The sequence below is a fragment of the Nocardia sp. CDC153 genome (assembly GCF_035818515.1).
In the GTDB taxonomy this organism is placed as follows: domain Bacteria; phylum Actinomycetota; class Actinomycetes; order Mycobacteriales; family Mycobacteriaceae; genus Nocardia.
This window is the reverse complement of sequence record NZ_JAYKYU010000002.1, coordinates 721,329-746,790: the sequence shown is the minus strand read 5'-3', so window position 1 is coordinate 746,790 and position 25,462 is coordinate 721,329. Positions and strand designations below refer to the sequence as shown.

Here is a 25,462-nt window from a genome sequence, read left to right as displayed (position 1 = left end):
GAGGTAGGTGAAACTGCGGGGAAGAGTAATGGCGAGGTGATGGTGGGTTATGCGAAGGAAGGGAGACAGCCATGACATCGCTGCGAGTGGTGTCCGGTAACGCCAATCCGGGGCTGGCCGCCGGGGTCGCCGAACTGCTCGACGTCGAGCCGCCGACAGGGGCGCTGGAACGTTTCCCGGACGGGGAGATCCGTCCGGTCGTCGAGCATGTCGGGGGCGCGGATGTGTATGTCGTGCAGCCCACCGCGCCGCCGGTCAACGACAACTTCGTCGAATTGTTGTTATTGCTCGACGCCTGCCGGAGGTCGCGGGCGGCACGGGTGACCGCGGTGGTGCCCTATTTCGGTTACGCCCGGCAGAGCCGCCGGACGCGGGCCGGGCAGGCGCTGGGCCTGCGGGTGGTCGCGGAGGCCATCGCGGGCGCGGGCGCCGACCGTCTCGTCGTCGTCGACCCGCACACGGCCGCACTGGAATCGGCCAGTCCGATACCGATCGAGATTCTCACGGCGGTCCCGCTGCTGGCCGAGCGGATCAGCTCGGCGCACGGCGGTGACACCGTGATCGTCGCACCCGACGCTGGCGCGGCGAAGCTGGCCGAACAGTACGCGGCCGTCACGGGGGACGCGGTCGCGCTGGTGCGCAAACATCGCGAAAACGGCACTCGTGTCACCGCGATCGACCTGCTCGGCGAGGTGCAAGGCCGCGCCGCGGTGATCGTGGACGACATGATCTCCACCGGAGCCACCCTCGAAGCGGCCGTGGAGATTCTGCGGTACCGCGCCCGGGACATCGTCGTGGCCGCCACCCACGGACCGCTGGCCCCCGCCGCCGCGCAGCGGCTACGCGAACTGGGCGTGCGCCGGATCCTGGTCACCGACACCGTCTCCCACGACGCCCTCACCCCGCCATTCGAGGTGTGCTCGGTCGCGCCACTGCTGGCCTCGGCCATCACGAGCATGCACAGCGGCCATCCGCTGCACGAAGTATTCGCCCGCGCCTGACCGTCCGGCGTCCGTACGCGACCGTCGTCCATCGTGGTGAATCACGGTGCCGGAGAACAGGATCCGCACCCGAGTGCTCACGCGCACACGGCCACCGGGCACGGTGCGCGATGCAGCAGGTCCCGGCTGGTGGATCCGAACAACGCGGCGGTCGCGGAGTTGCGGGCACGGGTGCCGACGACCACCAGCTGAGCCTCGCGCGCGGCGTCGGCCAGCACGATGGCGGGCACTCCGGGCCTGGCCAGTTCGGTGACCTCGACCTCCGGATGCTCCCGGCGAGGCCGTGCCAGCGCCTCGGTCAGCACGGTCTGCTCTTGGGGCGTGTGGTCGGGAACGGGGCCCACGGAGGCGATCCGGTTTCCGGGCCAGCAGTGCACCGCGGTCAGCGGTACCCCGAGCGCCTCGGCCAGCTCGAAGCCCAACTCCACGGCGGCCGTGCTCAATTCGGTGCCATCCACGCCCACCACGACCGGCCTGCGCCGCGGAATGCGCTGCCCCGGGGCACCGCGCCACACCACGACCGGGCAGTGCGCGTGCCGGGCGACCTCCATGGTCGTCGCTCCGACCAGCCTTCCGTCCCAAGCGGTCTGGGCCCCGATCACCAGCAGCCGAGCGTGCGCGCTGAGGGTGATCAGCGCGGGCGCGGCGGCCTCCGGGGTGATCTCGGTGGTGACCGGCAGCTCCGGCGTGCACGAACGAGCCAGCGCGACAGCGTGTTCCGCGGTGCGCGCGGCGATCTCGTGCCAGCGCATCACCCGCGCGCCCGGCGGCCGGTGCCCGGTATCGCCGTAGGGGTGCGGAAACCTGGGTGCGCAGGCGATCACCAGCGGTTCGCCCATCGCCGCGGCCAGATAGGCCGCCCACCGAAGAGCATTGAGCGAGGTCGGCGAACCGTCCACCCCGGCGACGACGGCGCTGCGCTCACGATGCGTGTCCATAATTCCTCTGTTCTCGGCCCGGCCGATCCGTGCGAAAGCCGGTGCCTGTCCCCGAGAATGACGCGCCGTCGCCACGCGCACACGATGCGAGAGACCCCGATGGAGATGACGAAGGGATGTTCCGCCTTGATCTTCGGTCGCGTGCGGGCGTTTCCGTGGTGGACGGATGGGCCGACCTCCGCATTCTGAACAGGTGACCTTCGGCCGTCCCGGCAGCGGCTCGGTGTGCGGGATGCTGTGACCGACCGGCGGATTCGCGCGGCGAGATCGATCGCGCTGAGCCCGCGCATCACCCGAGCCGCCGCCCGAAGACAGCGAACCCGGTGGCGAGTAGCAATGCGGTGATACCCGAGATCAGCAGGGGCAGTGGGTCGGAGCCGGTGTGCCAGGCCAGGCCCGCCCACAGTCCGGCGATGAGGATGGACGCTCCGGACAGACCCTGATAGAGGCCCTGGGCCGAGGATTGGCGATCGGGCGGGGCGAGTTGGGAGATCCAGGCCTTGCCGACGCCGTCGGTGGCGGCCGCGAAGCCGCCGTAGACGGGCAGCAGGACGAAAACCCAGCCCGGCGAGGCAATCAGGCCCAGACCGAGATAGCCGACCGCGAAGCAGATCAGCCCGGCCGCGAACACCAGATGCCTCGGCACTCGGTCGGAGAGCGCACCGGCCGGGTACGCGAGGGCGGCGTAGGAGGCGTTGTACGCGATGTACGCCCCGATCACCGCGGCCGTCGACAGGCCGAGATCGTGAGCGCGCAAGAGCAACAGCGCGTCCGGGAAATTCACCAGGCCGAAGACCGTGAGCACACCGATCAGCCAGCGCAGGCGCGGAGAGAACGCGCTGTGCGCGGGCCGAGTACCGGACTCTGCGGAAGATGTTCTCGCGCCGTGGTTTTCCCGAACCGCGAAGACGAGCAGCGCCGAGAGCACGGCGGGCCCGACGGCGATCCACAGCAACGGTCGGATGGCGTGATCGAGCAACTCGTAGAGCACCAGACCGAGCGCGGGCCCCACGACCGCGCCGAGGGTGTCGGCGGCTCGATGGACGCCGAAAATGCGGCCCTTGTACCCGGCGTCCGCGCCCACCATCAGCAGTGCGTCCCGGGGAGCCGAACGAATCCCTTTGCCGACCCGGTCCACCCCGCGCCCGGCCAGCACCAGCGGCCAACTGCTCGCGACCGCCAGGATCAACTTGCCCACGGCGGCCAGACCGTAGCCCGCGCCCACGAGCGGTCGGCGAGCGACGGTGTCACCGAGGCGACCCGTGGCGACCTTCATGACCGACGCGATGGCCTCGGCGACCCCTTCGACGAGGCCGACCACCGCGACGGGCGCGCCCAGGGTCACGGTGAGGAAGATCGGGAGAATCGGGTACAGCATCTCGCTCGCCGCGTCCTGTAGCAGCGATACACCGGACAGGACACGCACATTCGGCGTGAACCAGCCGGGCCATGTCCAATGCCGCCGGGTACCGGACTCGGAATTCATGCCGACAGTGGACCACGAACGCCCGGCGGAATCAGCCCACACCGCGCGCGGGGTGTCGGCTGTGAGCACGCGTCTCGGCGCTGTTTTCCTCGCTTAGGATCGCGAGCACCCATGACCAGCGGGAATTGGGTGGCCGAATCGGAAGCACAGCTCGAACAGCGTGAGGAATTCGTGCTCCGCCGCGAACAGGCCGTGACCCGGCGTGAAAAGGCCGCCGACGTACGCGAAGAGGATGCCGACCGTCGTGAGCAGGCCGCCGACGAGCGCGAAGCGGCAGCCGACGACCGTGAGGCGCTCGCCGATCAGCAAGAACAAGGCGAAGAGGCCGAGCATCGCGTCATCGCGCGTAATGAACGGCACCAGGCACAGATTCAGCGAGAGATGGACACCAGTCAGCGGACGATCGACCGGGCGACCGCAACGCTCGACACCTATTCTGCCGACATCGGCTGAAGCGCGCCCATCGTGGCTTGGCTGAGCGTCAGCTAGGGTTGCATCCCGGACGCGATCGTCGGCCAAACCGTATGGGCCGCTATCGATGTCGGATAATCGACCCCGGGTGTTGTCGCTGCTGTCGGCTCACGCGATGTCGCCGTCAGTGCTGTCGATCATCTCCAGCAGGCCGTCGACCGCGGCCAGCGCAGAGCCGTCGTGGGTATAGGCCAATTCCGGGGACTCGCAGGTGAACGCCTGGTAGGACCGTCGAGAAGGCAACCACCGAACCTGAATGTCGGACAACGCAATACGGGGCATCCGGCCAGTCATGACCACTCCAAGACCGAGCAGGTACATCACCCCAGCCTCTCACCATGCAGGACGCCGCGAATACAGCTGAACGGCCTCAGCCCGAAGGACATCCAGGCCCATTGCCAATGGCATGGGCCGTCGGTGACCGTGCAGGGGGTTCGGATCGTTTACGGGGTGGGGGCTGGGGGCGATCTATTTGCATGTCGTTGTCGAATCAGTTGGGGCCGGAGTCGGGGTGGTCTGCTTCGTATGTGATGGAGCAGGGGCTCACGGGGATTCGGCTCGAGGCCTCGTATCCGGAGGGAGCGATCGTGCTGCCGTGGGTGAATGTCACCATCGATGGGCAGGGGGTGCCGGGGGTAGGGTGGGGGAGTACCTATATTCCTGTGGTGCCGGGGGAGCATGTGGTCACGTCGGCGCAGGGCGGGTTCTGGGGAATCCCTGTGCGCGCGGATGTTCCGGTGGTGGCCGGGCATGTTACCCAGGTGTATTACCGTGCGCCGTTGTTCAGTAAGGGGCCGCGGGAGCTGTGCATCGGCAAGCTCGGGCCGGTGGCGCCGACCGCGGAGGACATGCGCCGCGAGCGGCAGTACCTGAGGTATTTCCAGTCGTTCGCCATCCCCGCGATGGTGGCGATGGTCTTGATTTCGATCTATCTCCTGTACCACGCCTGACAACGCGTGGACCTCGGCGCGGCTGGACTCGTCGGTCGGGGTCGGGTCGTAAAGTCCTGACCATGACCGACGTGCCGAGCGAGGAAGTCCCGGGTCGGCCGCTGAGCGCCAGTCGGGCGGTACGGCTCGAGTCCTTCGGTGGGCCTGAATTCTTGGTTGTCCGTGAGGTTCCCGTGCCAGAGGCCGGTCCGGGACAGGTCCGTGTCCGGGTCACCGCGGCCGGGTTGAATCCGATGGACTGGTTCATGACCGCTGACGCCGACACCGCCAGCCGGTTCGGACTGACCTTGCCGACCGGATTCGGAACCGACTACGCGGGAGTGGTCGACCAGGTCGGTGCCGGGGTCACCGGCTTCGCGCGGGGCGACCGAGTGTACGGCGGCGCCCTGTCGCGGGCGGTCGCCGACTTCGTGGTGGTCGACGCGACTGGCAACACACCGGCCAACGAGGTCCATCACACCCCCGACGGCGTCGACGACCGCACCGCCGCCACCCTGACGATCGCCGGACGCACGGCATCGGCCGCCCTGGCCGTGGTCGCACCCGGACCGGGCGACACCGTGCTGATCGGCGGCGCGGGAGGCGGGGTCGGAGTGTTCGCCGTTCAGCTGGCCCGTATCGCCGGGGCCCGCGTGATCGGGACCGGATCGGCGGCATCGGCGGATTACCTGCGTGAGCTCGGAGCCGAGCCCGTCGCCTACGGCGACGGGCTGGAAGATCGGGTCCGGGCCCTCGCTCCCGCTGGCATCACCGCGGCGATCGATCTCTTCGGCACCGAGACAGCGCACGCCGCAAGGACACTCGGTGTCCCCGACGCGCGCATCACCACGATCGCAGCCCAGATCGACGGAATCGCACCGGCCAACGGCGCCAACGCTGCCCCCGGCGCCTTGGAGGAGCTCGCCGACTTGGTCGCCACCGGCCGGCTCCGGGTACCCATCGCCGCCACCTTCCCGATCGAGCAAATCCGCAGCGCCGTCGAGCTTCAGTCCGGTCGGAGAGTCAAGGGCAAGGTCGTCATCGACCTCTAGGGTGCGGTCAGAGTTGGGTGTGGCCGGAGCCGGTGAGGATGATCAGCGGCATCATGAGTGCGCCGAGGATGTCGTTGGCGGTGCATTGGGCCGAGGCGCTGGAGCTGCCGGTCGGCTGGCTGCCGCAGTTCTGCATCGTCATGGATTTGGTCGAGGAACCCTGTGTGGCGGTGAGGCTGTAGACGCCCTCGGGAAGCTTTGAGCGATAGATGAATTGGATGGTCCCGGTACCGGCCGTCGATCCAGCCTGCGGGGTGAACGTGCCGACCGTCTGCCCGTCCAAGGTGATCGTGACCGGCGCCAGGGCGTCCGCGCCGCTGGTGCTCACCAGGATCGTGCAGGTATTGCCCGCCCCTTCACATCCGCCGATACCGGTGTCGACCTGTGTCAGGTTCACATTGTCGACCGTCGCCGACGCCGTTGCCGCCGCGACGACCGGTATCGCCAGGATGGCCGCCGTGGCGGCGGCCCAACTCATTTGCCTCATCTGCACTTCCACTGGAGGTTGTCGTTGTCGGCACCTCGGTGCCGCCACGACGGTATCCGCGTGGTGAGGCTGCGCGCAGAAAAATCGAAATACTAATGCTTCACTATTCCCCGCCCCCTTCACCAGGGTTTGCCGGCTTGCTCTCGGATCGTGCCCGGTCAACAATGCGATTGCGACCGGCAACCAGTGCTAGCTGTGGGCGAACCACTGCGGAATCACCTCCTGTGCAAAGGAACTGATGCACTCGATGGTCGGTCCGGACAAGATCTCCCCGGCGAAGTAGATGCCGTCGCGTCCCTGTGTGGCCTCCACCCGGTCGAGCCAGCCCTCGCGGATCGCCGCGGCGCTCGGATACGCGGGCCATTCGGCGATGGTCTCCGTGATCAGCTCCGGGTCCTCGAACAGAAACAGGGATTCCTTCGCCAACTCCCAGGCGCGCGCATCGGATACCGATCTGTCCGAGTTGCTGAAACACACCCAGTACGGCCCCGGGTGCTGTTTATTGGCCGCGGTGATCCGATGCAGGGCCTGATCCGGATCGGTGTCGGTATAACTCCCGTACGGGTCGATCACCCAGAACCCCAGCGGTTCGGGGTCAACGACTCCGCGCGGGAACGCAATGAGCTCGTTGCGAACCCGGATGAGGTAGCTGCGTGTCCAGGTGCGTGGGCAGTTCCGCTCGTCGAAAAGCTCTCGTATCTCCCCGTCCGGGAACATCTCCCGAATCTGCGTGGGCCGCGTCGTGACCACCACCCGGGAGTACACCGCAGTGCACGCCACTCCGGCGCGTCGATAACCGACGCGAACACCTTCCGCGCCGAGCGGCTCGATTCGCGTCACCGGAGCGTCGACCAGCACCTCGATTCGATGGTCCGCGACAATGCGCCGAAGCAGATCGATAAAACCCCGCCGAAAGCTGACCGTGACCGGTCGGAGCGAGTTCATCTGTGCGACAAGCGATTCGGGCAGGCGTCTGAGCAGGGCTTCCCGTTGCCTCGGATATGCCGACAGCATCATCTTCGCCAGCTGCGAGACATGCCCCGAGATATGCGCGTTGATATTGATGACGCTCTCGGCCGGCTGGCGCGGCCGCCGCATGTTCGCGTACAGGGTCAGCCCCTGTAGTACTTCCCCCACCAGCGGCGCGTGTCGAGCCCGATATGTCTCCCATGTCTCCCCGGCCCGGCGGTCGAACGCCAGCCCGTTCATTCCCGGCCCGCGCCGATCCCGCACCGCGCCTTCGATAATCGTCCACGCCTCGGCGATCTGATCCGCCACCTGTTCCGGCGTCGAGGCCGCGAACAGTGGCACGAAATGCGGCGGCACCCCCATCCGGGGTTTCCCCGACCGCGATCGCCCAACGAAATACAAAGCCTCGGTTTGCATCTCGACCGGATGCCGCTCGAGCAATCCATGAATCGCGGTCCCCGCGAAACCCGCCCCGAAGTCCTGCTGAATCACCAGGTGCGCCTGGAAGTCGTACACCTCACCCGCCACTGTCGCGGTCTCGCAGTAACCCCCGATCCGAGGCCGCGCCTCGAACACATCGACCGACTCGAACCCCAACTCCCGCAGCTTCGCCGCCACGAGAATCCCACTCTGGCCAGCGCCCACCACGCACACCGGTGCCCGAAGATCCATGGCGCCTCCTCCAAGCTCCCACCCAGTATCCGCGCCAAGCTCTTTGCCGGGGTTCGAAAGACATTTCTCCACGTGGGCACCCGGTTTCACCGGAGAAACGACGGTGAGTGGGCCGGCACAGTTCGGCGAGGACTAGTGGCCGTACGCCATCACGGCCAACCGCGCTGCACTCGACGCCTACCTCCGGCGGCAAGCGGCAAGAGCCATTGACTTATGTGCCACCATTTGATGGTCTATGCGCTCATGGTGAGTCATAGGATCAAGAGAGTTAGTGGGGGGCCGAATCCAGGTAGCGCGTGATGAATTCGTCGACCAGTTCGGCTGCGGCCTGGCCCGGTAGGGCTCGGATCGCGACCGGGGTCGATTCCGCCAGGTCGGCGAAGCGGCGGGCGATGTGTTCGCAGGTGGCGCGCAGGCGCTCGACCTCGTCGAGGGCGCGGGTGCGGGGGACCCCGGCGGTGACGAGTTGTTCGGTCAGGGCGACCAGGCGGGGGTTGCGTTCTCGGTAGGTGGCCACGTCGACGGGCTCGTAGAGACCCGCGGCGACGATGCGGGCCAGGCCGTTGGGCACCTCGCTGTACCGTTCGGCCAGGTGGGTGGCCGGAATGCGCCGGGCCGGGGTGGCTTCGCGGCCGGTGAGCCGGGCGGTCTGCTCGGCGGCGGGGTCGGGCGTCTCCTCTACTCCGAGCACATCGCCGAGGTCCTCGCCGCGATCCCAGGCCTCGAGCAATTCGCGGATGCCGTGCAGCTTGATGCCGCGGTCGAGCAGGCGGCTGATCATCTGCAGCCGGTTCACATGCTCCTGGCTGTAGAAACCGGTGCGGCCCTTCAGGTATGGCGGCGGCAGCACTCCGCGCTCGTGGTAGGCGCGCAGGCTGCGCACCGTCATGCCGGTCTCGCGCGCCAGCTCGTCGATCGTGAATTCCGTCTCGGCCACGTCTCCAGGAAACCACATCCGACCGTGGATGCTTCGCGTCCCGGGCGGCCTGCGTCGCGGGATCAGGTTTCGGGTTCGTAAACCTGTCATCACAGCATTGCATGTGCCATCAAACGATGTATATGGTTCACCGCACGATGGTGTGATTGAGGGCACTATCGCCCAGCACATGAGAGGTCTTCCACTATGGCCACCGTTGAAAGTCGAACGGACGCGCCGACGTCCGCGCTCGGCATCGAGGCTGAGGATGCGGGCTATCACAAGGCCCTGCGCCCGCGGCAGTTGCAGATGATCGCCATTGGCGGCGCAATCGGGACCGGTCTGTTCCTCGGCGCCGCCGGGCGTCTCAAGGTCGCCGGTCCCGGCCTGTTCATCGCCTACGCGGTGTGCGGGATATTCGTGTTCTTCATCCTGCGCGCGCTCGGCGAACTGGTGATGCACCGGCCCTCGTCGGGATCGTTCGTCTCCTATTCCCGCGAGTTCTACGGCGAGAAGCTCGCCTTCGGCGTCGGCTGGATGTACTTCTTCCACTGGTGTATGACCGGCATCGTCGACATCACCGCCATCGCCACCTATGTGCACTACTGGGGCGCGACCAAGGTGATTCCGCAATGGACGATCGCGCTCATCGCGCTGGTGTTCGTGGTCGCGCTGAACATGGTGTCGGTCAAGTGGTTCGGTGAGATGGAGTTCTGGGCGGCCCTGATCAAGGTGGTGGCGTTGATCAGCTTCCTGGTGGTCGGTCTGGTATTCCTGCTCGGCCGGTTCAAGATCGCGGGCCAGGTCACCGGGCCGAGCGTGATCTCCAGCCACGGCGGGTTGTTCCCGACCGGGACACTGCCCTTGGTCTTGACCACGACCGGCGTCGTATTCGCTTACGCGGCAGTGGAACTCGTCGGCACGGCGGCGGGTGAGGCCGAGAATCCCGAGAAGGTCATGCCCCGCGCGATCAACTCCGTCATCGCCCGCATCGCCCTGTTCTATGTCGGCTCGCTGGTGCTGTTGTCGATGCTGTTGCCGTACACCGCGTTCAAGGCCGGCACCAGCCCGTTCGTGACGTTCTTCAGCAAGCTCGGCATCAATGGCGCGGGCTCGGTGATGAACCTGATCGTGCTGACCGCCGCGTTCTCCAGCCTCAATGCCGGGCTGTACTCGACCGGCCGCATTCTGCGCTCGATGGCCGTCAACGGCAGCGCGCCGTCCGTGGCGGCCCGGATGAGCCGCGGTGGCGTGCCGTACGTGGGAATTCTCGCCACCGCCACCGTCGCTCTGGGCGGTGTCGGGCTCAATGCGATCGTGCCCGCGAAGGCCTTCGAGATCGTGCTGAACATGTCGGCGCTGGGCACCATCGCGGCCTGGGCGGCGATCCTGATCTGCCAGTTGAAGCTGTGGCGCTGGGCCCGCGAGGGCAAGGCCGTCCGACCGAAGTTCCGGATGCCGGGCGCGCCCTACACCAACTGGGCGGCACTGCTCTTCCTGGTGGGCGTGCTCGCGCTGATGGCCTTCGGCAAGGACGACACCCAGCGCGGCGCACTGATCGCGATGGTGGTGGTCGTGGTGCCGGTGATGACTCTCGGCTGGTTCCTGACGCGCAAGCGGGTGCTGGCGATCGCCGCGGCCCGGTCCGGATTCACCGGGCAGTTCCCGGTCCTCGCCGAGCGTCCGCTCGAACACCGCGAGCGCTGAACCGGGTCGGGTGAACACCGGGTGTCGCGATATCGAGGCTGTGGTTGCGACACCTCATCGAGTCCTCGACAATCCCATAAGCTCGTCGGTCCCCCTATTAGTGACGCCACCCAGGGGCCGGCAGTCGACCGCTCCACCGCGCGCCTCCACGCGGTGGAGCGGTTCGGGTTCCGGGGTCGGTGTCGGTTCGCGGGTCGAGGTGCTCATGCCGGATATTTCCGTCACGTCCGGTCCCGTCGCGCAGCGCGGCGCGGAGGTCACCTCCGCGGTCGCCGGCGTGGGGATCGGTGGTGAACGCACCGTGGTCTCGGCGCGCGCGGCGCGGTTCCGGGCCGTGCGGCAGCAACTCGGCACCGGGATGGTGCCGCTGCCGACGGTACCGACGATCGATCCGGCCGCCGCCGTGCCGGTCGATCCCGAAGTGCCCCAGGACAAGCGGTTCTGCTGGAAGTGTCGCCACCCGGTCGGCCGCGCCGCGGATGCCGGGCCGACCGGCAACTGCGAGCGATGCGGGACCCGGTTCAACTTCCGGCCGCCGCTGCGGCCGGGGACCGTCGTCGCGGATCAATACGATGTGCACGGGTGCCTGGCCTACGGGGGTATGGGGTGGATCTACCTGGCCAGGGACCGCAATGTCAGCAGGCGATGGGTGGTGTTGAAGGGCCTGCAGAACCCCGGCGACATGGAGGCGCGGATCGTCGCGGTCGCCGAGCGACAGTTCCTGTCGGAGTTGGCGCACCCCAGCATTGTGAAGATCTTCAACTTCGTGCAGCACCGTTCCGAGGACGGCGTGGTGGCGGGGTACATCGTCATGGAGTACATCGGCGGCCAGTCCCTGCGCGCCCTGCTGGATGCCCTTGCGCCCGAGCGGTTTTCGGTGGCCGAGGCGCTGGCCTGCGTGATGGAGGTGCTGCCCGCCCTGGACTATCTGCACGGGCTGGGCCTGGGCTACAACGATGTGAAACCGGACAACATCATGGTCGGGGACGGTGAGGTCCGGCTCATCGACCTCGGTGCGGTGGCCGCGCTGGGCTCCGGCGGCAGCCTGTACGGGACGGTGGGTTATCAGGCGCCCGAATACACCGAGACCGGTCCCTCCGTCGCGGCCGACATCTACGCCGTCGGTCGCACCCTGGCCGCGCTGACCCTGCCGATGTCGCTGGATCGACACGGAAACAGATTGCCGGGCCTGCCGTCACCGGATCGGGCGAGCGCGCTGCGGCGGTATCCGGCGTTTCACCGCCTGCTGGTGCGTGCCACCGATCCCGATCCGGCGCAACGTTTTTCATCGATATACGACATGTACTGCCAGGCGGCCGGGGTCTTGCGGGCGGTGCTGGCCGCCGACACCGGGCGCGGCATTCCCCAGATCTCGACCGTCTTCGGTTCCGCGCGAGCCGATTTCGGTACCGAGGTGCTGCTGCTGCCCACCGACGGTCTCTCCGACGGCGTCGCACGCCGGCCCCTGCTGCGGTCACCGGATGTCGTTGCCGCACTGGCTGTTCCGCTGATCGATCCGGACGACCCCAGTGCCGAGCTGGTGTCCCCATTGCTGCACGAGGATCCCGAGCGTGTGTTGGACATGCTTCGGGTCTACCGGGAATCCGCCGCTGCCGGGGTCCTGACGCTTCCGGCCTCGTTCGCCCACGAGGCGGCCCTCGCCGAGGTGCGAGCGCAGTTGGATCTCGGGAAACTCGCCGGGGCCCGTGAGACGATGGCTCGGCTGGACGGCACGGCAGCCGAAACTGATTGGCGCCTGGACTGGTATCGGGCCGTGGCCGATTTGCTGGAGGGGCGCTACGCGTCGGCCTATGAGTTGTTCGATGCCGTCAGAGGGGCGCTGCCCGGCGAGATCGCGCCGATGATGGCATTGGGTGCGGCCGCGGAGCTGCAAGCCCAGGCCGATCTGCTGACCCAGGACGAAGTCGAATCGCGTTGGCGCGCTACGGCGCGTGAGCATTACCGAGCCGTGTGGGCCATCGATCGCGGGATGGAGAGCGCGGCCTTCGGTGTGGCTCGCTGCCGAACGGAGGCGGGCGACCTCGACCACGCGGTCGCGATGCTGGCGTCGGTGCCGCCGACGAGTGGTCTGGCCGAGCTGGCGGGGATGACCGCGGCGCTGCTGGCGGTCTCGCGACCGCCGACCGAACTGCGTGCGCGGCATGTGCGGCGCGCCGCGGAGTGTCTGGAGGCGCTCGCCGACGGGCCCCGGGTCCGGCAACTGCGGGTCATAGTCCTCAGTGCCGCCCTGGCCGCGCTCCGGTGCGGCGCGCTGACCGATGCGACGGACCGTCCGGTACTGGGCTATCCGACGACCGAGAGAGGATTGCGCCGCGGCGTCGAGGCGGCATTGCGCGCGGTGGCGTGGACCGCCACCCGCCCGCAGCACCGCTTCGACCTGATCGATCTGGCCAATCGAGTGCGCCCATGGTCCTGGTTCTGAACGGAACTATTTCGGCGATTTCCATAACTTCCGAGCGGGTGGTGAGTAGGCTGCCGAACACTTAGTTCAATGTCTGAACAAAGTGGAGGATGGACATGGTTGCGCCGACACCCGCGGATAGGTTCTCGTTCGGATTGTGGACTGTGGGGTGGCGGGGGAGGGATCCGTTCGGGGATGCCACGCGACCCGAACTGGATGCGGTGGAGGCGGTGCACCGGCTGGCCGGGTTGGGGGCGTACGGGATCAGCTTTCACGATGACGACGTGATTCCGTTCGGGACGACCGCGGGGGAGCGGGAGCGGCGGATCGAGGAGTTGCGGAAAGCGTTGGCGGAGACCGGGATGGTGGTGCCGATGGTCACCACGAATCTGTTCACCCATCCGGTGTTCAAGGACGGTGGGTTCACCAGCAACGATCGGGGGGTGCGGCGGTTCGCGCTGCGCAAGGTGTTGCGGAATGTCGAGTTGGCGGCCGAGCTCGGGGCGCGGACCTATGTGCTGTGGGGCGGGCGCGAGGGCGCGGAATACGACAGCGCCAAGGATGTGCGCGCGGCGCTGGACCGGTACCGCGAAAGCCTCGATGTGCTCACCGAATTCGTGCGGGACCGGGGTTACGATCTGCGCTTCGCGATCGAGCCGAAGCCCAATGAGCCGCGCGGGGACATTCTGCTGCCGACCGTCGGGCATGCGCTGGCGTTCATCACCACCCTCGCGCACCCGGAACTGGTCGGGGTCAATCCCGAAGTGGGACACGAGCAGATGGCGGGATTGAACTTCGCGCACGGCATCGCGCAGGCGCTGTGGCAGGGCAAGCTCTTCCACATCGACCTGAACGGCCAGCGGGGCATCAAATACGACCAGGACCTGGTCTTCGGCCACGGTGATCTGATGAACGCGTTCAGTCTGGTCGACCTGCTGGAGAACGGCGGGCCCAACGGCGAACCCGCCTATGACGGCCCGCGCCACTTCGACTACAAGCCCTCGCGGACCGAAAACATCGAGGGTGTCTGGGATTCCGCGGCCGCGAATATGCGCACCTACCTGCTACTCAAGGAACGGGCCCGCGCCTTCCGCGCGGATCCCGAAGTCCAACAGGCGCTTTCGGATGCCGGGGTGCAGACGCTGCACACCCCCACCCTGTCCCCGGGTGAGCACTACACCGACCTACTGGCAGATCCGGCAGCCGATTTCGACCCGGACCGGGTCGGCGAGCGCGGCTACGGCTTCGTCCGTCTGAACCAGTTGGCGCTCGAGCACCTGTTGGGCGCACGATGACGCTGGTCGCGGGAGTCGACTCCTCCACCCAGGCGTGCAAGGTCGTCATTCGTGACGCGGAGAGCGGGCGGGCGGTGCGGTCCGGGCGGGCGGCGCATCCGCCCGGCACCGAGGTTCATCCGGAGCACTGGTGGACCGCACTGCACGAAGCGTTCGACGACGCCGGGGGCCTCGACGAGGTGGCGGCGATCGGCATCGCGGGACAGCAGCACGGTCTGGTGTGCCTGGACGAGGCGGGTCGGGTGGTGCGAGACGCGCTGCTGTGGAACGACACTCGATCGGCCGATGCCGCCCGCGACCTGGTCGACGAACTGGGTGCGCCGACCTGGGCGCAGCGCACCGGATCGGTGCCGGTGGCCTCGTTCACCGTCACGAAGCTGCGCTGGCTGGCCGAGCACGAGCCCGACAACCTCGCCCGCACCGCCGCGGTCTGTCTTCCGCACGACTGGCTGACCTGGCGATTGCGTGGCGGTGGACTCGACCAGCTCACCACCGACCGCTCCGACGCCTCGGGCACTGGCTATTTCGATTCCAGCATCGGCGAATACTGCCGGGACTTGCTCGAATTCGCTTGTGGCCGAAACGATCTGCTGCTCCCCAGGGTGATGGGCCCGAATGAGTCGACGGCATCGGCGTCCGGTCCGCTGCTGGCCGCCGGGGCGGGCGACAATGCGGCGGCCCGGCTCGGATTGGCGGCGGGCACGGATGTGGTTGTGTCGCTAGGCACTTCGGGTGTGGTTTCGGCGAGCTCGGTGCAGCGTCCGGCCGACCCGACCGGCATCGTCGCCGGTTTCGCCGATGCCACCGACCGCCATCTCCCGCTGGTCTGCACCCTCAATGCCGCGCGGGTTCTGGACACCACCGCCGGTCTGCTCGGAGTCGGACTGCGGAAGCTGAGCGAGCTCGCGCTGTCGGCTCCGTCCGGGGCCGACGGGGTGGTGCTGGTCCCGTATTTCGACGGGGAGCGAACCCCCAACTTGCCCACCGCGACCGGTGCCCTGCACGGCCTCACCACCGCCTCCGCGACACCGGCCAATCTCGCCCGTGCCGCCGTGGAGGGCATGCTGTGCGGGATCGCCGCCGGGTTGGAAGCCCTGGCCGCCCAGTGTGTTTCGGTCACCACCGTACGGTTGATCGGTGGTGCCGCCGCGCTGCCCGCGGTGCGGGAGATCGCACCCGCGGTGTTCGGCGTGCCGGTGCTGGCACCCGAGCCCGGCGAATACGTCGCCGAGGGCGCGGCCCGCCAGGCCGCATGGGCGCTACGGGGTGGACCCGAGCTCCCGGACTGGCCCGAATCCGCCGCTCCGGCACAGCGTTACGAGGCTCCGGTGGCGGACGCGGTGCGGGAACGGTACCTGTCGGCCCAGTCGAAGTATCTCGAGCGATGACACCGCCAACCGGCCCGGTGCACCTGCGGCAGGTGCGCACCGGAAATCTGCAGGCCCTGCTGACGGCCCTGCTGGAGGGCCCGGCCTCGCGCGCCGAGCTCGCCCAGCGCATCGGCCTGACCAAGGCCACCATCGCCAACCTGGTGGAACCGCTGCTGCGACAACGGATTCTGATCGAGGACGATCTGGTGAACACCGGGCGCGGTCGCCCCTCGCGACCCCTGCGATTCTCCGACGAGGCCCCGGTGGCCGTCGGAGCGGAAATCAATGTGCGCCACCTCGCCGTCACCGTGCAGCGCTTGGACGGGTCGATCGCGGCCGACGCGCGCATCGACCTCGACAACCGCCGCCGCGCCGCCGACGACCTGATCGACCGGCTCGCCGAACTCATTCGTGCCGCGCTCACCGAATCCGGCTGTGAGCCACTGGGAATCGGGCTGGCGGTGCCCGGCATCATGCACGCCGACACGGTCGTGCACGCGCCGAATGTGCCCTCCCTGACCGGGGTGCGGATCGGCGATCGCCTGGCGTCCGCGCTCGGAGCCCCGACGGTGCTGGTGGACAACGAGGCCAATCTCGCCGCCCTCGCCCACGTGTGGCCTCGCCGCCTGGCCGGTGACGACTTCGTCTACGTCTCCGGCGACGTCGGCATCGGCGCCGGAATCATCCTCGACGGCACCCTGTTCCGCGGCCGCAGCGGCTTCGCGGGCGAACTCGGCCACGTCGTCATCGAGCGCGCGGGCCGCCCCTGCACCTGCGGCAGCCAAGGCTGCGTCGAACAATACGCGGGCCTGCAGGCAATCCTCACCGCCGCGGGCCAGCCCCGCCTCGACTCACTCTGCGACGCCCTGCGCGCGGGCGACATCCGCACCCGTTCCGCCGTCAACTGCGCCGGATCCGCCCTCGGCGTAGCCCTGTCCTCCCTGGTCAACCTCTGCGACGTCGGCACGATCGTCCTCGGCGGCAGCTACACACGCTTCTTCGACGACCTCGTCCCCGGAGTGCGCGCCGAACTCGGCACCGGCGTCCTCGCCGCCACAAAACGCCCGACCACCCTCGCAGCCTCCCCCCTTGGCAGCGCAGCCGTCTCCCGCGGCGCAGCCGCCCTCATCACCCGCCACTGCTGCCTCACACCGCAACTCCTCCTGGCCCCGGACCAACCAGCTCCCGTGTCGTTGAGTGGCGATCGCTACTCGCGGGAATAGACCATTGGGCTGCCGTATCCACTCAGCACAGCAAGTTGCAGCTCGCTGACGGAGGGAAAGCAAACCTCGAAGAACGCTTCGGTGGGGAATGTCGGGCTCGTGAACTCGAGCGACGACGGCTGCGGCTGACACAACTCCCAACACAGCGGCGGAACGGGTGGTCCGCATCGCTATACGCTCCTCGAGGTTCGACAGCTGGCGGGGTTCACATGCTTGGTGAATAGATCTCTATAGCGAATTTATGGCAATCTACCGGCTTTGATGTGAAAGGCTTGGTCGGATGACAGTACAGTCTGATTACCTGTCGAATTGAGGGGTGTCGGTGGTCGATTACTCGGCGGGCGGGTCAATCGGCATACTTCCCGTTATTTGGCGATTGAAGGGTCGATCCGTGCTAGATGCAGTCGTGCATCCGAGTCGGGTGTTGGTTCTGGCTGCCCTGATTCCGGCCGCGGTGGTTCTGAGTGCTTGCGTTGGTGGCGCTGACCGGCACTCGAGCCAATCCGACCCCGGAGGCGGATTCGATATTCTTCGACGGGCGGATCCGTGTGGGTTCGTCTCACCCGACACGTTCTCCGGGATCGCTGTCGATGTTCCCGGCACCGCTCGCCCGGAGGTCGATATCGAGCCCGATGATTTCCTTTCCTGCAAAGTCGTCGTCGACCTGCCCGGTGACAGCCGGTTTGTGAAGCTGTACATCCACATCGAAGCCAAGGGGCGGGACAAGGATCCGCCGACGATGCCGACTCGGACCGTTACTCATGATGGTGACATCAGCATTGCCCGATCGCCGCGGACGGCAGGCAGTGATTACTCGACCAGGGTGCGCGCGAACGACGCCTACTCGGTGCAGGTCTGGTCGAGCCCCCACACCTCCGCTGCTGATTCGGCCGATATCGATCGGGCGGGCGAGCGCACCGTGGCCGCTGTCGTCGCGCAGTTGCGGTCCGGTAGCCTTCCGGCGCTCGAGTTTCCGCCGGACTCGGTGGGTGCGATGGATCTGTGTTCGGCCCTGACGGCGCCGGAAGTCGAGGCGGTTTCCGGGGATTCCGGCATCACCACGGCGCAGCAGCCGCACTCGTGTGTCTGGCAGTCGCGGCCATCCGGACGCCGTGCGGGAGACGATGTCACCCTCGAGGCGCGACTCGATACCGAGGGCCTGGACCGGCTTCCCGCTGAAACGATCGCTGGCCGAATCACGCACACCTATCCCAACGACAACGACGGCTTTCCTTGGTGCCGCCTCACGACGACCATCAAGGTGTGGTCTCCATGGCCCGGCCACCGCAGCAGCTTGCCCTATGTGTCCGAGCCTGGACCTCTGTATGAAAATGTCACTCTCACTGCACAAGTCGAGCACGGTGGTCCCGACCGGGCGTGTCACATTGCTCGCGAGCTGGCCACGCGAGCCTGGCCGCACCTACCATCTGCCCACTGACTGGCCCTCATGGAACCGAATCAACGGTTTTCGTGGGGGATTTACGGGTGGTCCGGGGGGAGAGTGCGCCAGTGGTTGGCTGAGGATAGGCCGTCGAGGCTGATGTGTTTGAGGAAGGTGCTGCCTTTGGCCAGGCGGGAGCCGGTGGGGGTGTGGAGGCCCAGGGTTTCGGCTGCTGCCCTTGTCATTTCGGCTGCCGCGAGGGTGCGGTGGAGGCTGGTTACGGTCGAGTGGTACCAGGCGTCGTCGTCGACGATGTAGATGTCGCGGCGTCGGCCGGGGTCGCGTTCGCGTTTGATCAGGCCTTGTCGGGCCAGGTAGGCCACGGCGGTGGAGATCGAGGCGGGACTCACCTTCAGGGTGCGGGAGAGTTCGGCTGCGGTCAGGCGGCCGTGCTCGCTCAGCCACAGGCAGATGAGTACCCGCGCAACCATTTTCGGCAATCCCATGCCGATCGCCATGTCGACGGCTTCGGCCTCCACCTCGAGGACCTTGGGGTCCAGGGGGTTGGTCTCGCGGGGACGTTTCGGGGTGGGGCGGCGCGCTCGCCGGGCTGTTGCCTGTTGGGCGCGTTCGGGGTGGTAGTCGCCGGGGCCGCCGTTGCGGGTGATTTCGCGGCTGATCGTCGAGGTCGGGCGGTGCAGCCGCCTGGCTATCTCGGCGTAGGAGCGACCTTCGGCGAGGCCGGTGGCTATGCGGCGACGGTCCTGCAGGGTCAACCTTGCTTCCGACATGACGCCACTATTGCGTTCGGGATCATTCGGTGCAACGTTTCATTGCATTCGGATGCAGTGCCAATGCACGGATTTACCGTCGGCTACCTGCGGTTTCTCGAATCGATCGATTGACCCGATTTCTGAATGCAACGTAGCTTTCAATTGTGTTGAACACCAAGAATTATGGTGATCGGGGGCGCGCGTGATGAGACGAATTCTTCCGGCACTCGGCTTGCTGGTTCTCGCGCCACTGGTCGGTGAGTATCTGCTCGGCAACGTTCCCATCAATGACCTGCCGATGATCATCGGGCTGATTCCGCTCTATGGCGGTGGCGCACTGCTGATTCGGGAGACCGCTCGCCGGTGGCGGCTCGGGTGGCCGGGGATCGTCGTGCTGGGCCTCGCGTATGCCGTGATCGAGGAGGGTTTGCTCACGAGATCGCTGTTCGATCCCGACTACGCCGGATTGCGGCTGCTGGACTACGGATTCATCCCGGCGCTGGGCATCGGTGCCTACTGGACCGTGTTCGTGCTGGCCATTCACGGGGTGTGGAGTATCGCGGTGCCGATAGCGATGGTGGAGGCGGGCTCACGTCAACCCGAGACGCCCTGGCTCGGCAAGGTCGGAGTCACCGTTTCGGCCGTCTTGTTCGTGCTCGGCGGCGCGGCGCCTGTCGCTCTGGCGGGTTCGGCGAACTACCCGTTGTCGGCCGCTCGGATCATCGGGACTCTGGGCGTGGCCGTCGCCCTGATCATCGCCGCGTTTCTGTCCGCCCGACTCCGCCGCCCCCGCCTCCCGGCTACCTCGGCCCACCCGTGGACCGTCTTCACGATCGCCATGGCCGCGGGGCTGGCGTACTGGATACCCAGCGTGCTCGCGACGGCGGGGATCGAGCTGGAATCCGTTGTGCCCGCGTGGATCACGGTCTGCGGATACCTCGCGCTCTACGCCACCATGACGCTGCTCATCCTGCGCTGGTCCCGGTGCGAGGGCTGGGGACCGTGGCACAGGTTCGCCCTGGGTGCCGCCGGTCTGCTCACCTATGCCTGGCACGGCTTTCTGCAACCGCCGAGCTTTCCCGCGCCCGCGTATGTGGACCGTATGGGCAACGCGGTCTTCGCTCTCGCCGCTCTTGCGCTGCTTGCCTTTACGGCGAAGCGGATCTGTCGTGCGAGATCTGAAGTGGGAACGGGTCACTTGTTGTACGGTATGCGAACATGAGTGTTCGTCACTCTGTTCGGATATCGCTCCAGAGGAGACAATCAATGTCACTGATCAACGCGCGCACCATGATTCGCGGGTCACTCGCCCTCGCTTCGGCGGCGGTCGGGTTCGCCACCGTGGTCGGTACCGCGGCCGCGGCACCGGCCGTGCAGGACCCGACCGTGCCGGTGGCCGGAGCGGCCGCTTCGACCGGATCGTCCACCGGCTCTTTCGCTCTCGACGATGTGCTGCACGGGTGCACGTTGTTCTTCCAGGCTTACAACCCTGCGACGAATAGCTGTGTCTCCACCGGCACATCGCTCTGAGGTCGACGGGGAGCCGCGCTGACCGAAGTGGTCAGTGCGGCACCGCGGGAGATCCTCAGGTGGTTGTGAGGGTGCGGTCGAGGAGCGGGAGCAGGCTGTCCCAGTGGCGTTGGAGAGCTGCGGGGTCGAAGGAGTCGGTGTCGGACATGGTGAAGCCGTGGACGGTGTCGGGGTAGATCTCCGAGGTGTAGGTCAGGCCCGCCGCGGTCAGGGTCCGGTTGAGCTCGGTCAGGTCCTCGGGCGTCAGATCGCCTGCGGCGTGGCCGAAGTGGGCTTGGGCGCCGATCTGGGCGAGGACATCGGGTCCGGCGGCGGCCACGGGGGCGTGGAAGGCGGCGAGGGCGGCCACCCGATCGGGGTGCGCCGCGGCGGTGCGCGTCGCCAGGAGGCCGCCGATGCAGTAGCCGGTCACCGCGACCGGTCCCGGGCCGACTTCGGGCTGCGTGGTGAGGAAGTCGAGATAGGCGTCGGCATCACGCAGGATGCGGTCGGGGGTATGCGCCCCGATCATGGGCATCAGCACGGCGAAGATGCCGGGGCGCGCGTCCGCGTCGATGTGGGCGGGCAGGTCGATCACCGGCGCCGGTCCGTGCCGGTAGAAGAAGTTGGGGACGAGCACGTAGTAGCCGTGCCCGGCGAGCTCCAGGGCCATCTCCCGCAGTACGGGACGCGGGCCGAAACCGTCGGCGTACATCAGTACCCCCGGATGGCGTTCGCCGTCGTCGGGGAAGGCGGCGAACCCGTCGGCCTGGCCGTCCGGGGTGGGGATCAGAACTGACTTGATGGGCATGAATTCTCCTGTCGTGATCGATGTGTCGAGGTTGATATCAACACGACGGGGGAGCCCGCGCGGCATGTCCATGGCGATGCTCGGCCCCGATTGGCGTCGCGCGGGGTGGGTAATCGATCGAGATGACCGATGTCGAGCCTTTACGGGGTCTCTTGGAGACTGTTGCCGAGCATGTCAATGAGCCGACGGCTGCGGCGGTGCGGGCGGCGGCCGGGCCGGAGTTGGATACCGAGACGGCGCGGGAGGCGTTGGAGTCGCTGGGGTTCGTGACCGATTCCGAGGTGCAGTGGATGGCGAACGATATCGCCTCCAGGGTGGACCCTGGGTTGCCGGAGGCGATTCAGGCGGATGTGGCGGCGTTGGGGGCCGATCCTTCGCTCGAGTGTCTCGCGAAGTTGGTCTCGCACGTGTTGGAGTCGCTGCTCGTCACCGAGTGAGGTTCAGTCCTGGGGTGGCTCGGGTTTTGTGAATTCGTCCAGGGCACTGACGGGGACGCCGTAGGGGAGGAAACGGACCCGGCGGTGTGGGTCGGTGTTGTCGCGGTGGGCGCGCAGCGCCTCGAGTTCGGTGGGGAAGATCTGGTCGACGGTGGCGGTGCCGGAGTCGTCGAGGACGTAGACCGCCCAGACGCCGTCGCCGGACTCGCCGGTGGTGGGACCCTCGCGTTTGGGGGCGCGTTCGGGCTGGACCAGCAGACCGAGCAGCGAGGTCAGCGGGTTGGTGGTGGTGCGGTCGAGGTAGTCGGAGGCTTTGCCGAGGAGGTCTCGGATGTCGACGCCCGCCTCGCGGAGGGCGCGTTCGAAGTCTTCGGGATCGATTCCGAAGGGGCCGTTGGTTGCCATCGCATCAGCTCCGGGGGAGGAATTCGGCGCTACGTTCCCAGTGTGCGCTCCGGACGTGTGCCGCGCCACATGGTGATGCCGTGCACACGCGCGCATCCCTCCGCATGGCGAATTCCCTTATTCATTGGTGTGATTCTCCGAACCGCGCATCCGGTCGCGCTCCGCGGTTTGGCGACGATCTACGAAAGGGCCCCCTTGCAGGGCATCTTCGAGAGCGAACCGGGCGGATTGTGACCTGGAATACCCATGGATATCGACCCATCGGCGTGGTACTACTAGGACCGTAATTCGCGTTGACGTCTCGAACTCCGAAAACACAGTCGGAGAGGGGCATTGGGTATTTCGACGGCACGGAACCACCGCGCCGGGGCGGCCCAGCAGTTTGGAGGAACCATGTACGACCAGACACGTGGCTCGGTAAAGAATTTCGGCCTTTTCGCCGTTCAGCAGCCCCGCCGAATCAATTCGAAAATCGCGGGCATCGTCATTGGCGCGTTCATTGTCGGCGGATTCGCCGGTCATGTCGTGATCCCGGACGCGCAGCACGAAATCGGCCAGCCCACGACCGTTTCCACGGCCGTGGCCCAGGTTCGCTAGGAATAGTCGACCGGGCTCATCAGGGTGGAAGTGCGGCCCCACACGAACCAGGCGACCGGACCCAGGAACGGGAACGCCAGGATCAACAGGGCCCACACCGCCTTGCCGCCCGCGGCGTAGCTGCGTGAGCGCACGACGCTCACCAACGCCGCGATGAACAGCACCACGGCGGCCAGGGCGACGGCGAGGATGCCGATGACGAGCGCCACCGATGCCACGGATTCGCCGGTGCTGTTTTCGGTCGTTGCGAGGAGGGTTGTCATCATGCGTTCGACGCTACCGAGGGCCTCCCTTCTCGCACATCAGCCATTCGCCCACTATTAGCCTTCGCGCGGTAGCTCCACCGATGTAGATCGAAAGAACTACTCCGTGCGCCGCGTAACCCGCTCGACCGGATGTCCACATCGGATCCCCTCCGCTGTCGCGTTGCGGACAAATCGCATCCGCTCTCCCGATGTGGTCACCCGATCTTGCTCGGGCGACTAGATTTTCGTTGTCATTGGTGTTTCTCTGCGCTTGGCCGGAGGGGCCTTGGAGACCACGTATCGCCTTTCGTTGTGCCGGTTCGCCATTGATCAGGTGGCTGCCAATGGGTTGGAGCCCGAGTGGTTGCTACGGGAGGCCGGGCTGCCCGCGTGGAGCCTGGACGACGGCGATGTCCAGATTCCGAGTTCGGTGTACTGCCGCCTGTGGGAGGTCGCCGGAAAGGCCCTCGACGATCCGATTCTTCCGGTTCGCGTGGGATGTCGATTCACGCTCGGGGCCGGTGGTCTGTGCGATTACCTGTTCTCGACTTCGGCGACCATTGGCGAGGGTCTCGCCACGGTCGGGCCGTACATCAGCGATATCAGCACCAATCACCGGCTGTCGTTCACCGAGGAGGACAACGGTGATGTCACCGTCGGATTCGAGATCGTCGAAGGCGACGACCGGGCCCGCGATCTCACCCACCTGTGGGGCGTGAGCTCCCTGCTCGGCCGACCCCGCCGGGTGGCGGCGGGCGGCTTCGACGCGGTGCGGGTGCGTCTGCGGCAGCGGGCGCCACGCAACTACACCGACATGTACGACCTGCTCGGCACGCGCGCAATCGAATTCGGGGCCTCGGAGGATTCGATCACCCTGCGCGGCGCGGACCTCGACACTCCGCTGACCACCGCCGATCCCGTCCTGCGGCGCATTCTCGAACAGATCGCCGCGACTGTGCCCCCGCCACCGCCCCTGGCGACCGCCTGGGTCGATCGGGTGGCCGAGACGCTCGCCGACGCACTGGACGCGGGCGATGTCTCGCTCGACGCGGTGGCGCGGCGACTCACGGTCAGTCGTCGGACCTTGCAGCGACGACTGCTGGAATCCGGCACCACCTGGCGACAGGAATTGGACCGCGCCCGACTCGAACGCCTGCGCCGCGCCGACGCGCACGGCGAGCGCCTCGGGCTGGCTCGTCAGGCCGAACTGCTGGGATACGCGGGGCCGGAATCGGTTCGGCGCGCGTCGCGGCGGTGGGAGTCCTTCGCCCACCGGCAGGTGATGTACGGGGCGAGTCACGGCGCGTCCTAGCCCTCGGTGACCAGCGCCAGACGGCGCGCGCCGCGGATCACCGGGCCCCGGGCCTGGCCGCTGACGGAGCTCTGGTCCAGGCGCCGCTGGAGCATTGCGGCGCACTGGCTTTCATACCTGCGCGCCGTGATCGGGCTGGCCTGCGGCATGGGCAGGTTCAGCAGCTCCGCGCCGAAGACGATCAGGGTGCGCGGCGCGTCGCAGACCAGCTCGGGCACGCCGAGCACCATGGCGAAGCCGTCGTAGACCGGGTGGGCGGCCACGGTGACCTCGACGCGCTTGGTACGCCACCGCGACGGCAGCATTTCGCGCTGCAGGCACGCCAGGGCGCCGAGGTCGTGCTCCACCGAGAAGCGCCGCAGATCCTCCGGCACGGTGGAATCGTCACGGACCAGCCAGATCTCGTCATCGTGCCGTTCGACCGAATAGCGCGCGAACGAACACGACAGGTCCGCGTACCGCAGTCCGACCTCGAGCGCGCGCCGGACCGTGGACTGGCTCATGACCGCGCAGGCCAGCGCGCCCAACAGCGGCGGCTGGCACATGACCCCGGCCAGCAGCCCCAGCCCGGGTTCGTCGCCGACGTGGCGGACGATATTGCGCATGACCGCGATTTCCTGATCCTGGGTGACGTACCCGTCCGGGCTCATCAGCATGCGCTCGCGAATTCCGGTGTGGCGTAGGGCGGATTCGAGCGACACCCCGTGCCCGATCGCGAAGTCGACGAGCAGGGCCGTGCCGGTGATGGAACGAATCTGGAGCAGCCCCTCGGTCGCATGGTCGGTCACCCGGTTCAGCGTTGTCGCCACGGGATGCGCTCGACAGTGCGGATCGCGCCAACGTCCATCGATTGCGCCAGGTTCGCCGTTCGGTTGGCGCGTTCGGCACTGGCGATTCGCCCACAACGGGCGAAAGGGAGTCCCAAATTGGTAGGTCTGTGGCCCAAACCAGGCTGTTCGATCTAGGTCTAGCAAACTTATGGTTATTTGCAGCGCTACATGATCGGATGGTCGAACCTCCGTGTGGCGCAATGGCTCCCGTTCACTCGGAATCG

The 25,462-nt window shown here is 67.2% G+C and carries 26 protein-coding genes; 15 read left to right on the top strand and 11 right to left on the bottom strand.

What is annotated here, in order from left to right; translation table 11 throughout:
* Positions 1 to 71 precede the first annotated feature (71 nt).
* The gene (locus VMT65_RS11840) at positions 72 to 1,001 is read left to right on the top strand and encodes a ribose-phosphate diphosphokinase (protein WP_326308155.1); all 930 of its coding nucleotides are present in this window, start codon (positions 72 to 74) and stop codon (positions 999 to 1,001) included.
* Positions 1,002 to 1,078: 77 nt separating this feature from the next.
* Here the strand turns inward: VMT65_RS11840 and VMT65_RS11835 are convergent, their stop codons facing one another.
* Positions 1,079 to 1,939 (bottom strand): universal stress protein, encoded by an 861-nt coding sequence (locus VMT65_RS11835; RefSeq protein WP_326308154.1) that lies wholly within the window; start codon positions 1,937 to 1,939, stop codon positions 1,079 to 1,081.
* 289 nt (positions 1,940 to 2,228) lie between these two features.
* A complete protein-coding gene (locus VMT65_RS11830) occupies positions 2,229 to 3,425 on the bottom strand; it encodes an MFS transporter (protein ID WP_326308153.1) in 1,197 nt (398 codons plus the stop codon).
* 111 nt (positions 3,426 to 3,536) lie between these two features.
* Between VMT65_RS11830 and VMT65_RS11825 the strand changes: the two genes are divergently transcribed.
* Positions 3,537 to 3,878, top strand: a complete 342-nt coding sequence (locus VMT65_RS11825) for a hypothetical protein (protein ID WP_326308152.1) — start codon at positions 3,537 to 3,539, stop codon at positions 3,876 to 3,878.
* A gap of 126 nt (positions 3,879 to 4,004) precedes the next feature.
* Here the strand turns inward: VMT65_RS11825 and VMT65_RS11820 are convergent, their stop codons facing one another.
* The gene (locus VMT65_RS11820; RefSeq protein ID WP_326308151.1) at positions 4,005 to 4,139 is read right to left on the bottom strand and encodes a hypothetical protein; all 135 of its coding nucleotides are present in this window, start codon (positions 4,137 to 4,139) and stop codon (positions 4,005 to 4,007) included.
* A 284-nt stretch (positions 4,140 to 4,423) separates the two neighbouring features.
* On the opposite strand from VMT65_RS11820, the gene VMT65_RS11815 reads away from it, so the two are divergent.
* On the top strand, positions 4,424 to 4,846 hold the full coding sequence (locus tag VMT65_RS11815; protein ID WP_326308150.1) for a hypothetical protein: 423 nt from the start codon (positions 4,424 to 4,426) through the stop codon (positions 4,844 to 4,846).
* A 62-nt stretch (positions 4,847 to 4,908) separates the two neighbouring features.
* A complete protein-coding gene (locus VMT65_RS11810) occupies positions 4,909 to 5,877 on the top strand; it encodes an NADP-dependent oxidoreductase (protein ID WP_326308149.1) in 969 nt (322 codons plus the stop codon).
* 7 nt (positions 5,878 to 5,884) lie between these two features.
* On the opposite strand, the gene VMT65_RS11805 is transcribed toward VMT65_RS11810, so the two are convergent.
* From VMT65_RS11805 to VMT65_RS11795, 3 genes are all read right to left on the bottom strand, one after another.
* Positions 5,885 to 6,364: a hypothetical protein gene (locus VMT65_RS11805; RefSeq protein ID WP_326308148.1), complete on the bottom strand. Its 480-nt coding sequence runs from the start codon at positions 6,362 to 6,364 to the stop codon at positions 5,885 to 5,887.
* Positions 6,365 to 6,553: 189 nt separating this feature from the next.
* Positions 6,554 to 8,005, bottom strand: a complete 1,452-nt coding sequence (locus tag VMT65_RS11800) for an NAD(P)/FAD-dependent oxidoreductase (protein ID WP_326308147.1) — start codon at positions 8,003 to 8,005, stop codon at positions 6,554 to 6,556.
* A gap of 268 nt (positions 8,006 to 8,273) precedes the next feature.
* Positions 8,274 to 8,942, bottom strand: coding sequence for a MerR family transcriptional regulator (locus VMT65_RS11795; RefSeq protein ID WP_326308146.1), 669 nt, complete (start codon positions 8,940 to 8,942; stop codon positions 8,274 to 8,276).
* Between the two features lie 186 nt (positions 8,943 to 9,128).
* On the opposite strand from VMT65_RS11795, the gene VMT65_RS11790 reads away from it, so the two are divergent.
* From VMT65_RS11790 to VMT65_RS11765, 6 genes are all read left to right on the top strand, one after another.
* A complete protein-coding gene (locus VMT65_RS11790; RefSeq protein ID WP_326308145.1) occupies positions 9,129 to 10,628 on the top strand; it encodes an amino acid permease in 1,500 nt (499 codons plus the stop codon).
* 205 nt (positions 10,629 to 10,833) lie between these two features.
* Positions 10,834 to 13,071, top strand: a complete 2,238-nt coding sequence (locus VMT65_RS11785) for a serine/threonine-protein kinase (protein ID WP_326308144.1) — start codon at positions 10,834 to 10,836, stop codon at positions 13,069 to 13,071.
* 95 nt (positions 13,072 to 13,166) lie between these two features.
* A complete protein-coding gene (gene xylA / locus VMT65_RS11780) occupies positions 13,167 to 14,345 on the top strand; it encodes a xylose isomerase (protein WP_326308143.1) in 1,179 nt (392 codons plus the stop codon).
* Positions 14,342 to 15,733, top strand: coding sequence for a xylulokinase (xylB, locus tag VMT65_RS11775; RefSeq protein ID WP_326308142.1), 1,392 nt, complete (start codon positions 14,342 to 14,344; stop codon positions 15,731 to 15,733). Before xylA ends, xylB begins: the two co-directional genes overlap by 4 nt.
* Positions 15,730 to 16,938: an ROK family transcriptional regulator gene (locus tag VMT65_RS11770; protein ID WP_326308141.1), complete on the top strand. Its 1,209-nt coding sequence runs from the start codon at positions 15,730 to 15,732 to the stop codon at positions 16,936 to 16,938. The genes xylB and VMT65_RS11770 overlap by 4 nt, the downstream gene beginning before the upstream one ends.
* A 391-nt stretch (positions 16,939 to 17,329) precedes the next feature.
* The gene (locus VMT65_RS11765) at positions 17,330 to 18,376 is read left to right on the top strand and encodes a hypothetical protein (protein ID WP_326308140.1); all 1,047 of its coding nucleotides are present in this window, start codon (positions 17,330 to 17,332) and stop codon (positions 18,374 to 18,376) included.
* 41 nt (positions 18,377 to 18,417) lie between these two features.
* On the opposite strand, the gene VMT65_RS11760 is transcribed toward VMT65_RS11765, so the two are convergent.
* Positions 18,418 to 19,110 (bottom strand): helix-turn-helix domain-containing protein, encoded by a 693-nt coding sequence (locus tag VMT65_RS11760; protein WP_326308139.1) that lies wholly within the window; start codon positions 19,108 to 19,110, stop codon positions 18,418 to 18,420.
* A 187-nt stretch (positions 19,111 to 19,297) separates the two neighbouring features.
* Here VMT65_RS11760 and VMT65_RS11755 point away from each other — a divergent pair, with 187 nt between their 5' ends.
* Both VMT65_RS11755 and VMT65_RS11750 read left to right on the top strand, forming a co-directional pair.
* A complete protein-coding gene (locus VMT65_RS11755; protein WP_326308138.1) occupies positions 19,298 to 20,314 on the top strand; it encodes a hypothetical protein in 1,017 nt (338 codons plus the stop codon).
* A gap of 44 nt (positions 20,315 to 20,358) precedes the next feature.
* Complete coding sequence (locus VMT65_RS11750) at positions 20,359 to 20,622, top strand: hypothetical protein (protein ID WP_326308137.1); 264 nt, start codon at positions 20,359 to 20,361, stop codon at positions 20,620 to 20,622.
* Between the two features lie 55 nt (positions 20,623 to 20,677).
* On the opposite strand, the gene VMT65_RS11745 is transcribed toward VMT65_RS11750, so the two are convergent.
* The gene (locus VMT65_RS11745; protein WP_326308136.1) at positions 20,678 to 21,412 is read right to left on the bottom strand and encodes a dienelactone hydrolase family protein; all 735 of its coding nucleotides are present in this window, start codon (positions 21,410 to 21,412) and stop codon (positions 20,678 to 20,680) included.
* Positions 21,413 to 21,534: 122 nt separating this feature from the next.
* On the opposite strand from VMT65_RS11745, the gene VMT65_RS11740 reads away from it, so the two are divergent.
* On the top strand, positions 21,535 to 21,849 hold the full coding sequence (locus VMT65_RS11740; protein WP_326308135.1) for a hypothetical protein: 315 nt from the start codon (positions 21,535 to 21,537) through the stop codon (positions 21,847 to 21,849).
* A gap of 3 nt (positions 21,850 to 21,852) precedes the next feature.
* On the opposite strand, the gene VMT65_RS11735 is transcribed toward VMT65_RS11740, so the two are convergent.
* Complete coding sequence (locus VMT65_RS11735) at positions 21,853 to 22,254, bottom strand: hypothetical protein (protein WP_326308134.1); 402 nt, start codon at positions 22,252 to 22,254, stop codon at positions 21,853 to 21,855.
* Positions 22,255 to 22,587: 333 nt separating this feature from the next.
* On the opposite strand from VMT65_RS11735, the gene VMT65_RS11730 reads away from it, so the two are divergent.
* The gene (locus VMT65_RS11730; protein WP_326308133.1) at positions 22,588 to 22,851 is read left to right on the top strand and encodes a hypothetical protein; all 264 of its coding nucleotides are present in this window, start codon (positions 22,588 to 22,590) and stop codon (positions 22,849 to 22,851) included.
* Here VMT65_RS11730 and VMT65_RS11725 read toward each other — a convergent pair.
* Positions 22,848 to 23,117, bottom strand: coding sequence for a PLD nuclease N-terminal domain-containing protein (locus tag VMT65_RS11725; protein WP_326308132.1), 270 nt, complete (start codon positions 23,115 to 23,117; stop codon positions 22,848 to 22,850). The genes VMT65_RS11730 and VMT65_RS11725 overlap by 4 nt on opposite strands.
* 313 nt (positions 23,118 to 23,430) lie before the next feature.
* Here VMT65_RS11725 and VMT65_RS11720 point away from each other — a divergent pair, with 313 nt between their 5' ends.
* The gene (locus VMT65_RS11720) at positions 23,431 to 24,408 is read left to right on the top strand and encodes an AraC family transcriptional regulator ligand-binding domain-containing protein (RefSeq protein ID WP_326308131.1); all 978 of its coding nucleotides are present in this window, start codon (positions 23,431 to 23,433) and stop codon (positions 24,406 to 24,408) included.
* Here VMT65_RS11720 and VMT65_RS11715 read toward each other — a convergent pair.
* Positions 24,405 to 25,196, bottom strand: a complete 792-nt coding sequence (locus VMT65_RS11715; RefSeq protein ID WP_326308130.1) for an AraC family transcriptional regulator — start codon at positions 25,194 to 25,196, stop codon at positions 24,405 to 24,407. The genes VMT65_RS11720 and VMT65_RS11715 overlap by 4 nt on opposite strands.
* Positions 25,197 to 25,462: the final 266 nt, after the last annotated feature.

Coding starts and splice junctions, on each gene's coding strand:
- VMT65_RS11785 (WP_326308144.1), top strand. CDS start 10,834: ATGCCGGATATTTCCGTCACGTCCGGTCCCGTCGCGCAGCGCGGCGCG.
- VMT65_RS11770 (WP_326308141.1), top strand. CDS start 15,730: ATGACACCGCCAACCGGCCCGGTGCACCTGCGGCAGGTGCGCACCGGA.
- VMT65_RS11790 (WP_326308145.1), top strand. CDS start 9,129: ATGGCCACCGTTGAAAGTCGAACGGACGCGCCGACGTCCGCGCTCGGC.
- VMT65_RS11750 (WP_326308137.1), top strand. CDS start 20,359: ATGTCACTGATCAACGCGCGCACCATGATTCGCGGGTCACTCGCCCTC.
- VMT65_RS11810 (WP_326308149.1), top strand. CDS start 4,909: ATGACCGACGTGCCGAGCGAGGAAGTCCCGGGTCGGCCGCTGAGCGCC.
- VMT65_RS11800 (WP_326308147.1), bottom strand. CDS start 8,005: ATGGATCTTCGGGCACCGGTGTGCGTGGTGGGCGCTGGCCAGAGTGGG.
- xylA (WP_326308143.1), top strand. CDS start 13,167: ATGGTTGCGCCGACACCCGCGGATAGGTTCTCGTTCGGATTGTGGACT.
- VMT65_RS11805 (WP_326308148.1), bottom strand. CDS start 6,364: ATGAGGCAAATGAGTTGGGCCGCCGCCACGGCGGCCATCCTGGCGATA.
- VMT65_RS11840 (WP_326308155.1), top strand. CDS start 72: ATGACATCGCTGCGAGTGGTGTCCGGTAACGCCAATCCGGGGCTGGCC.
- VMT65_RS11735 (WP_326308134.1), bottom strand. CDS start 22,254: ATGGCAACCAACGGCCCCTTCGGAATCGATCCCGAAGACTTCGAACGC.
- VMT65_RS11760 (WP_326308139.1), bottom strand. CDS start 19,110: ATGTCGGAAGCAAGGTTGACCCTGCAGGACCGTCGCCGCATAGCCACC.
- VMT65_RS11740 (WP_326308135.1), top strand. CDS start 21,535: ATGACCGATGTCGAGCCTTTACGGGGTCTCTTGGAGACTGTTGCCGAG.
- VMT65_RS11725 (WP_326308132.1), bottom strand. CDS start 23,117: ATGATGACAACCCTCCTCGCAACGACCGAAAACAGCACCGGCGAATCC.
- VMT65_RS11745 (WP_326308136.1), bottom strand. CDS start 21,412: ATGCCCATCAAGTCAGTTCTGATCCCCACCCCGGACGGCCAGGCCGAC.
- VMT65_RS11835 (WP_326308154.1), bottom strand. CDS start 1,939: ATGGACACGCATCGTGAGCGCAGCGCCGTCGTCGCCGGGGTGGACGGT.
- VMT65_RS11825 (WP_326308152.1), top strand. CDS start 3,537: ATGACCAGCGGGAATTGGGTGGCCGAATCGGAAGCACAGCTCGAACAG.
- VMT65_RS11830 (WP_326308153.1), bottom strand. CDS start 3,425: ATGAATTCCGAGTCCGGTACCCGGCGGCATTGGACATGGCCCGGCTGG.
- xylB (WP_326308142.1), top strand. CDS start 14,342: ATGACGCTGGTCGCGGGAGTCGACTCCTCCACCCAGGCGTGCAAGGTC.
- VMT65_RS11755 (WP_326308138.1), top strand. CDS start 19,298: ATGAGACGAATTCTTCCGGCACTCGGCTTGCTGGTTCTCGCGCCACTG.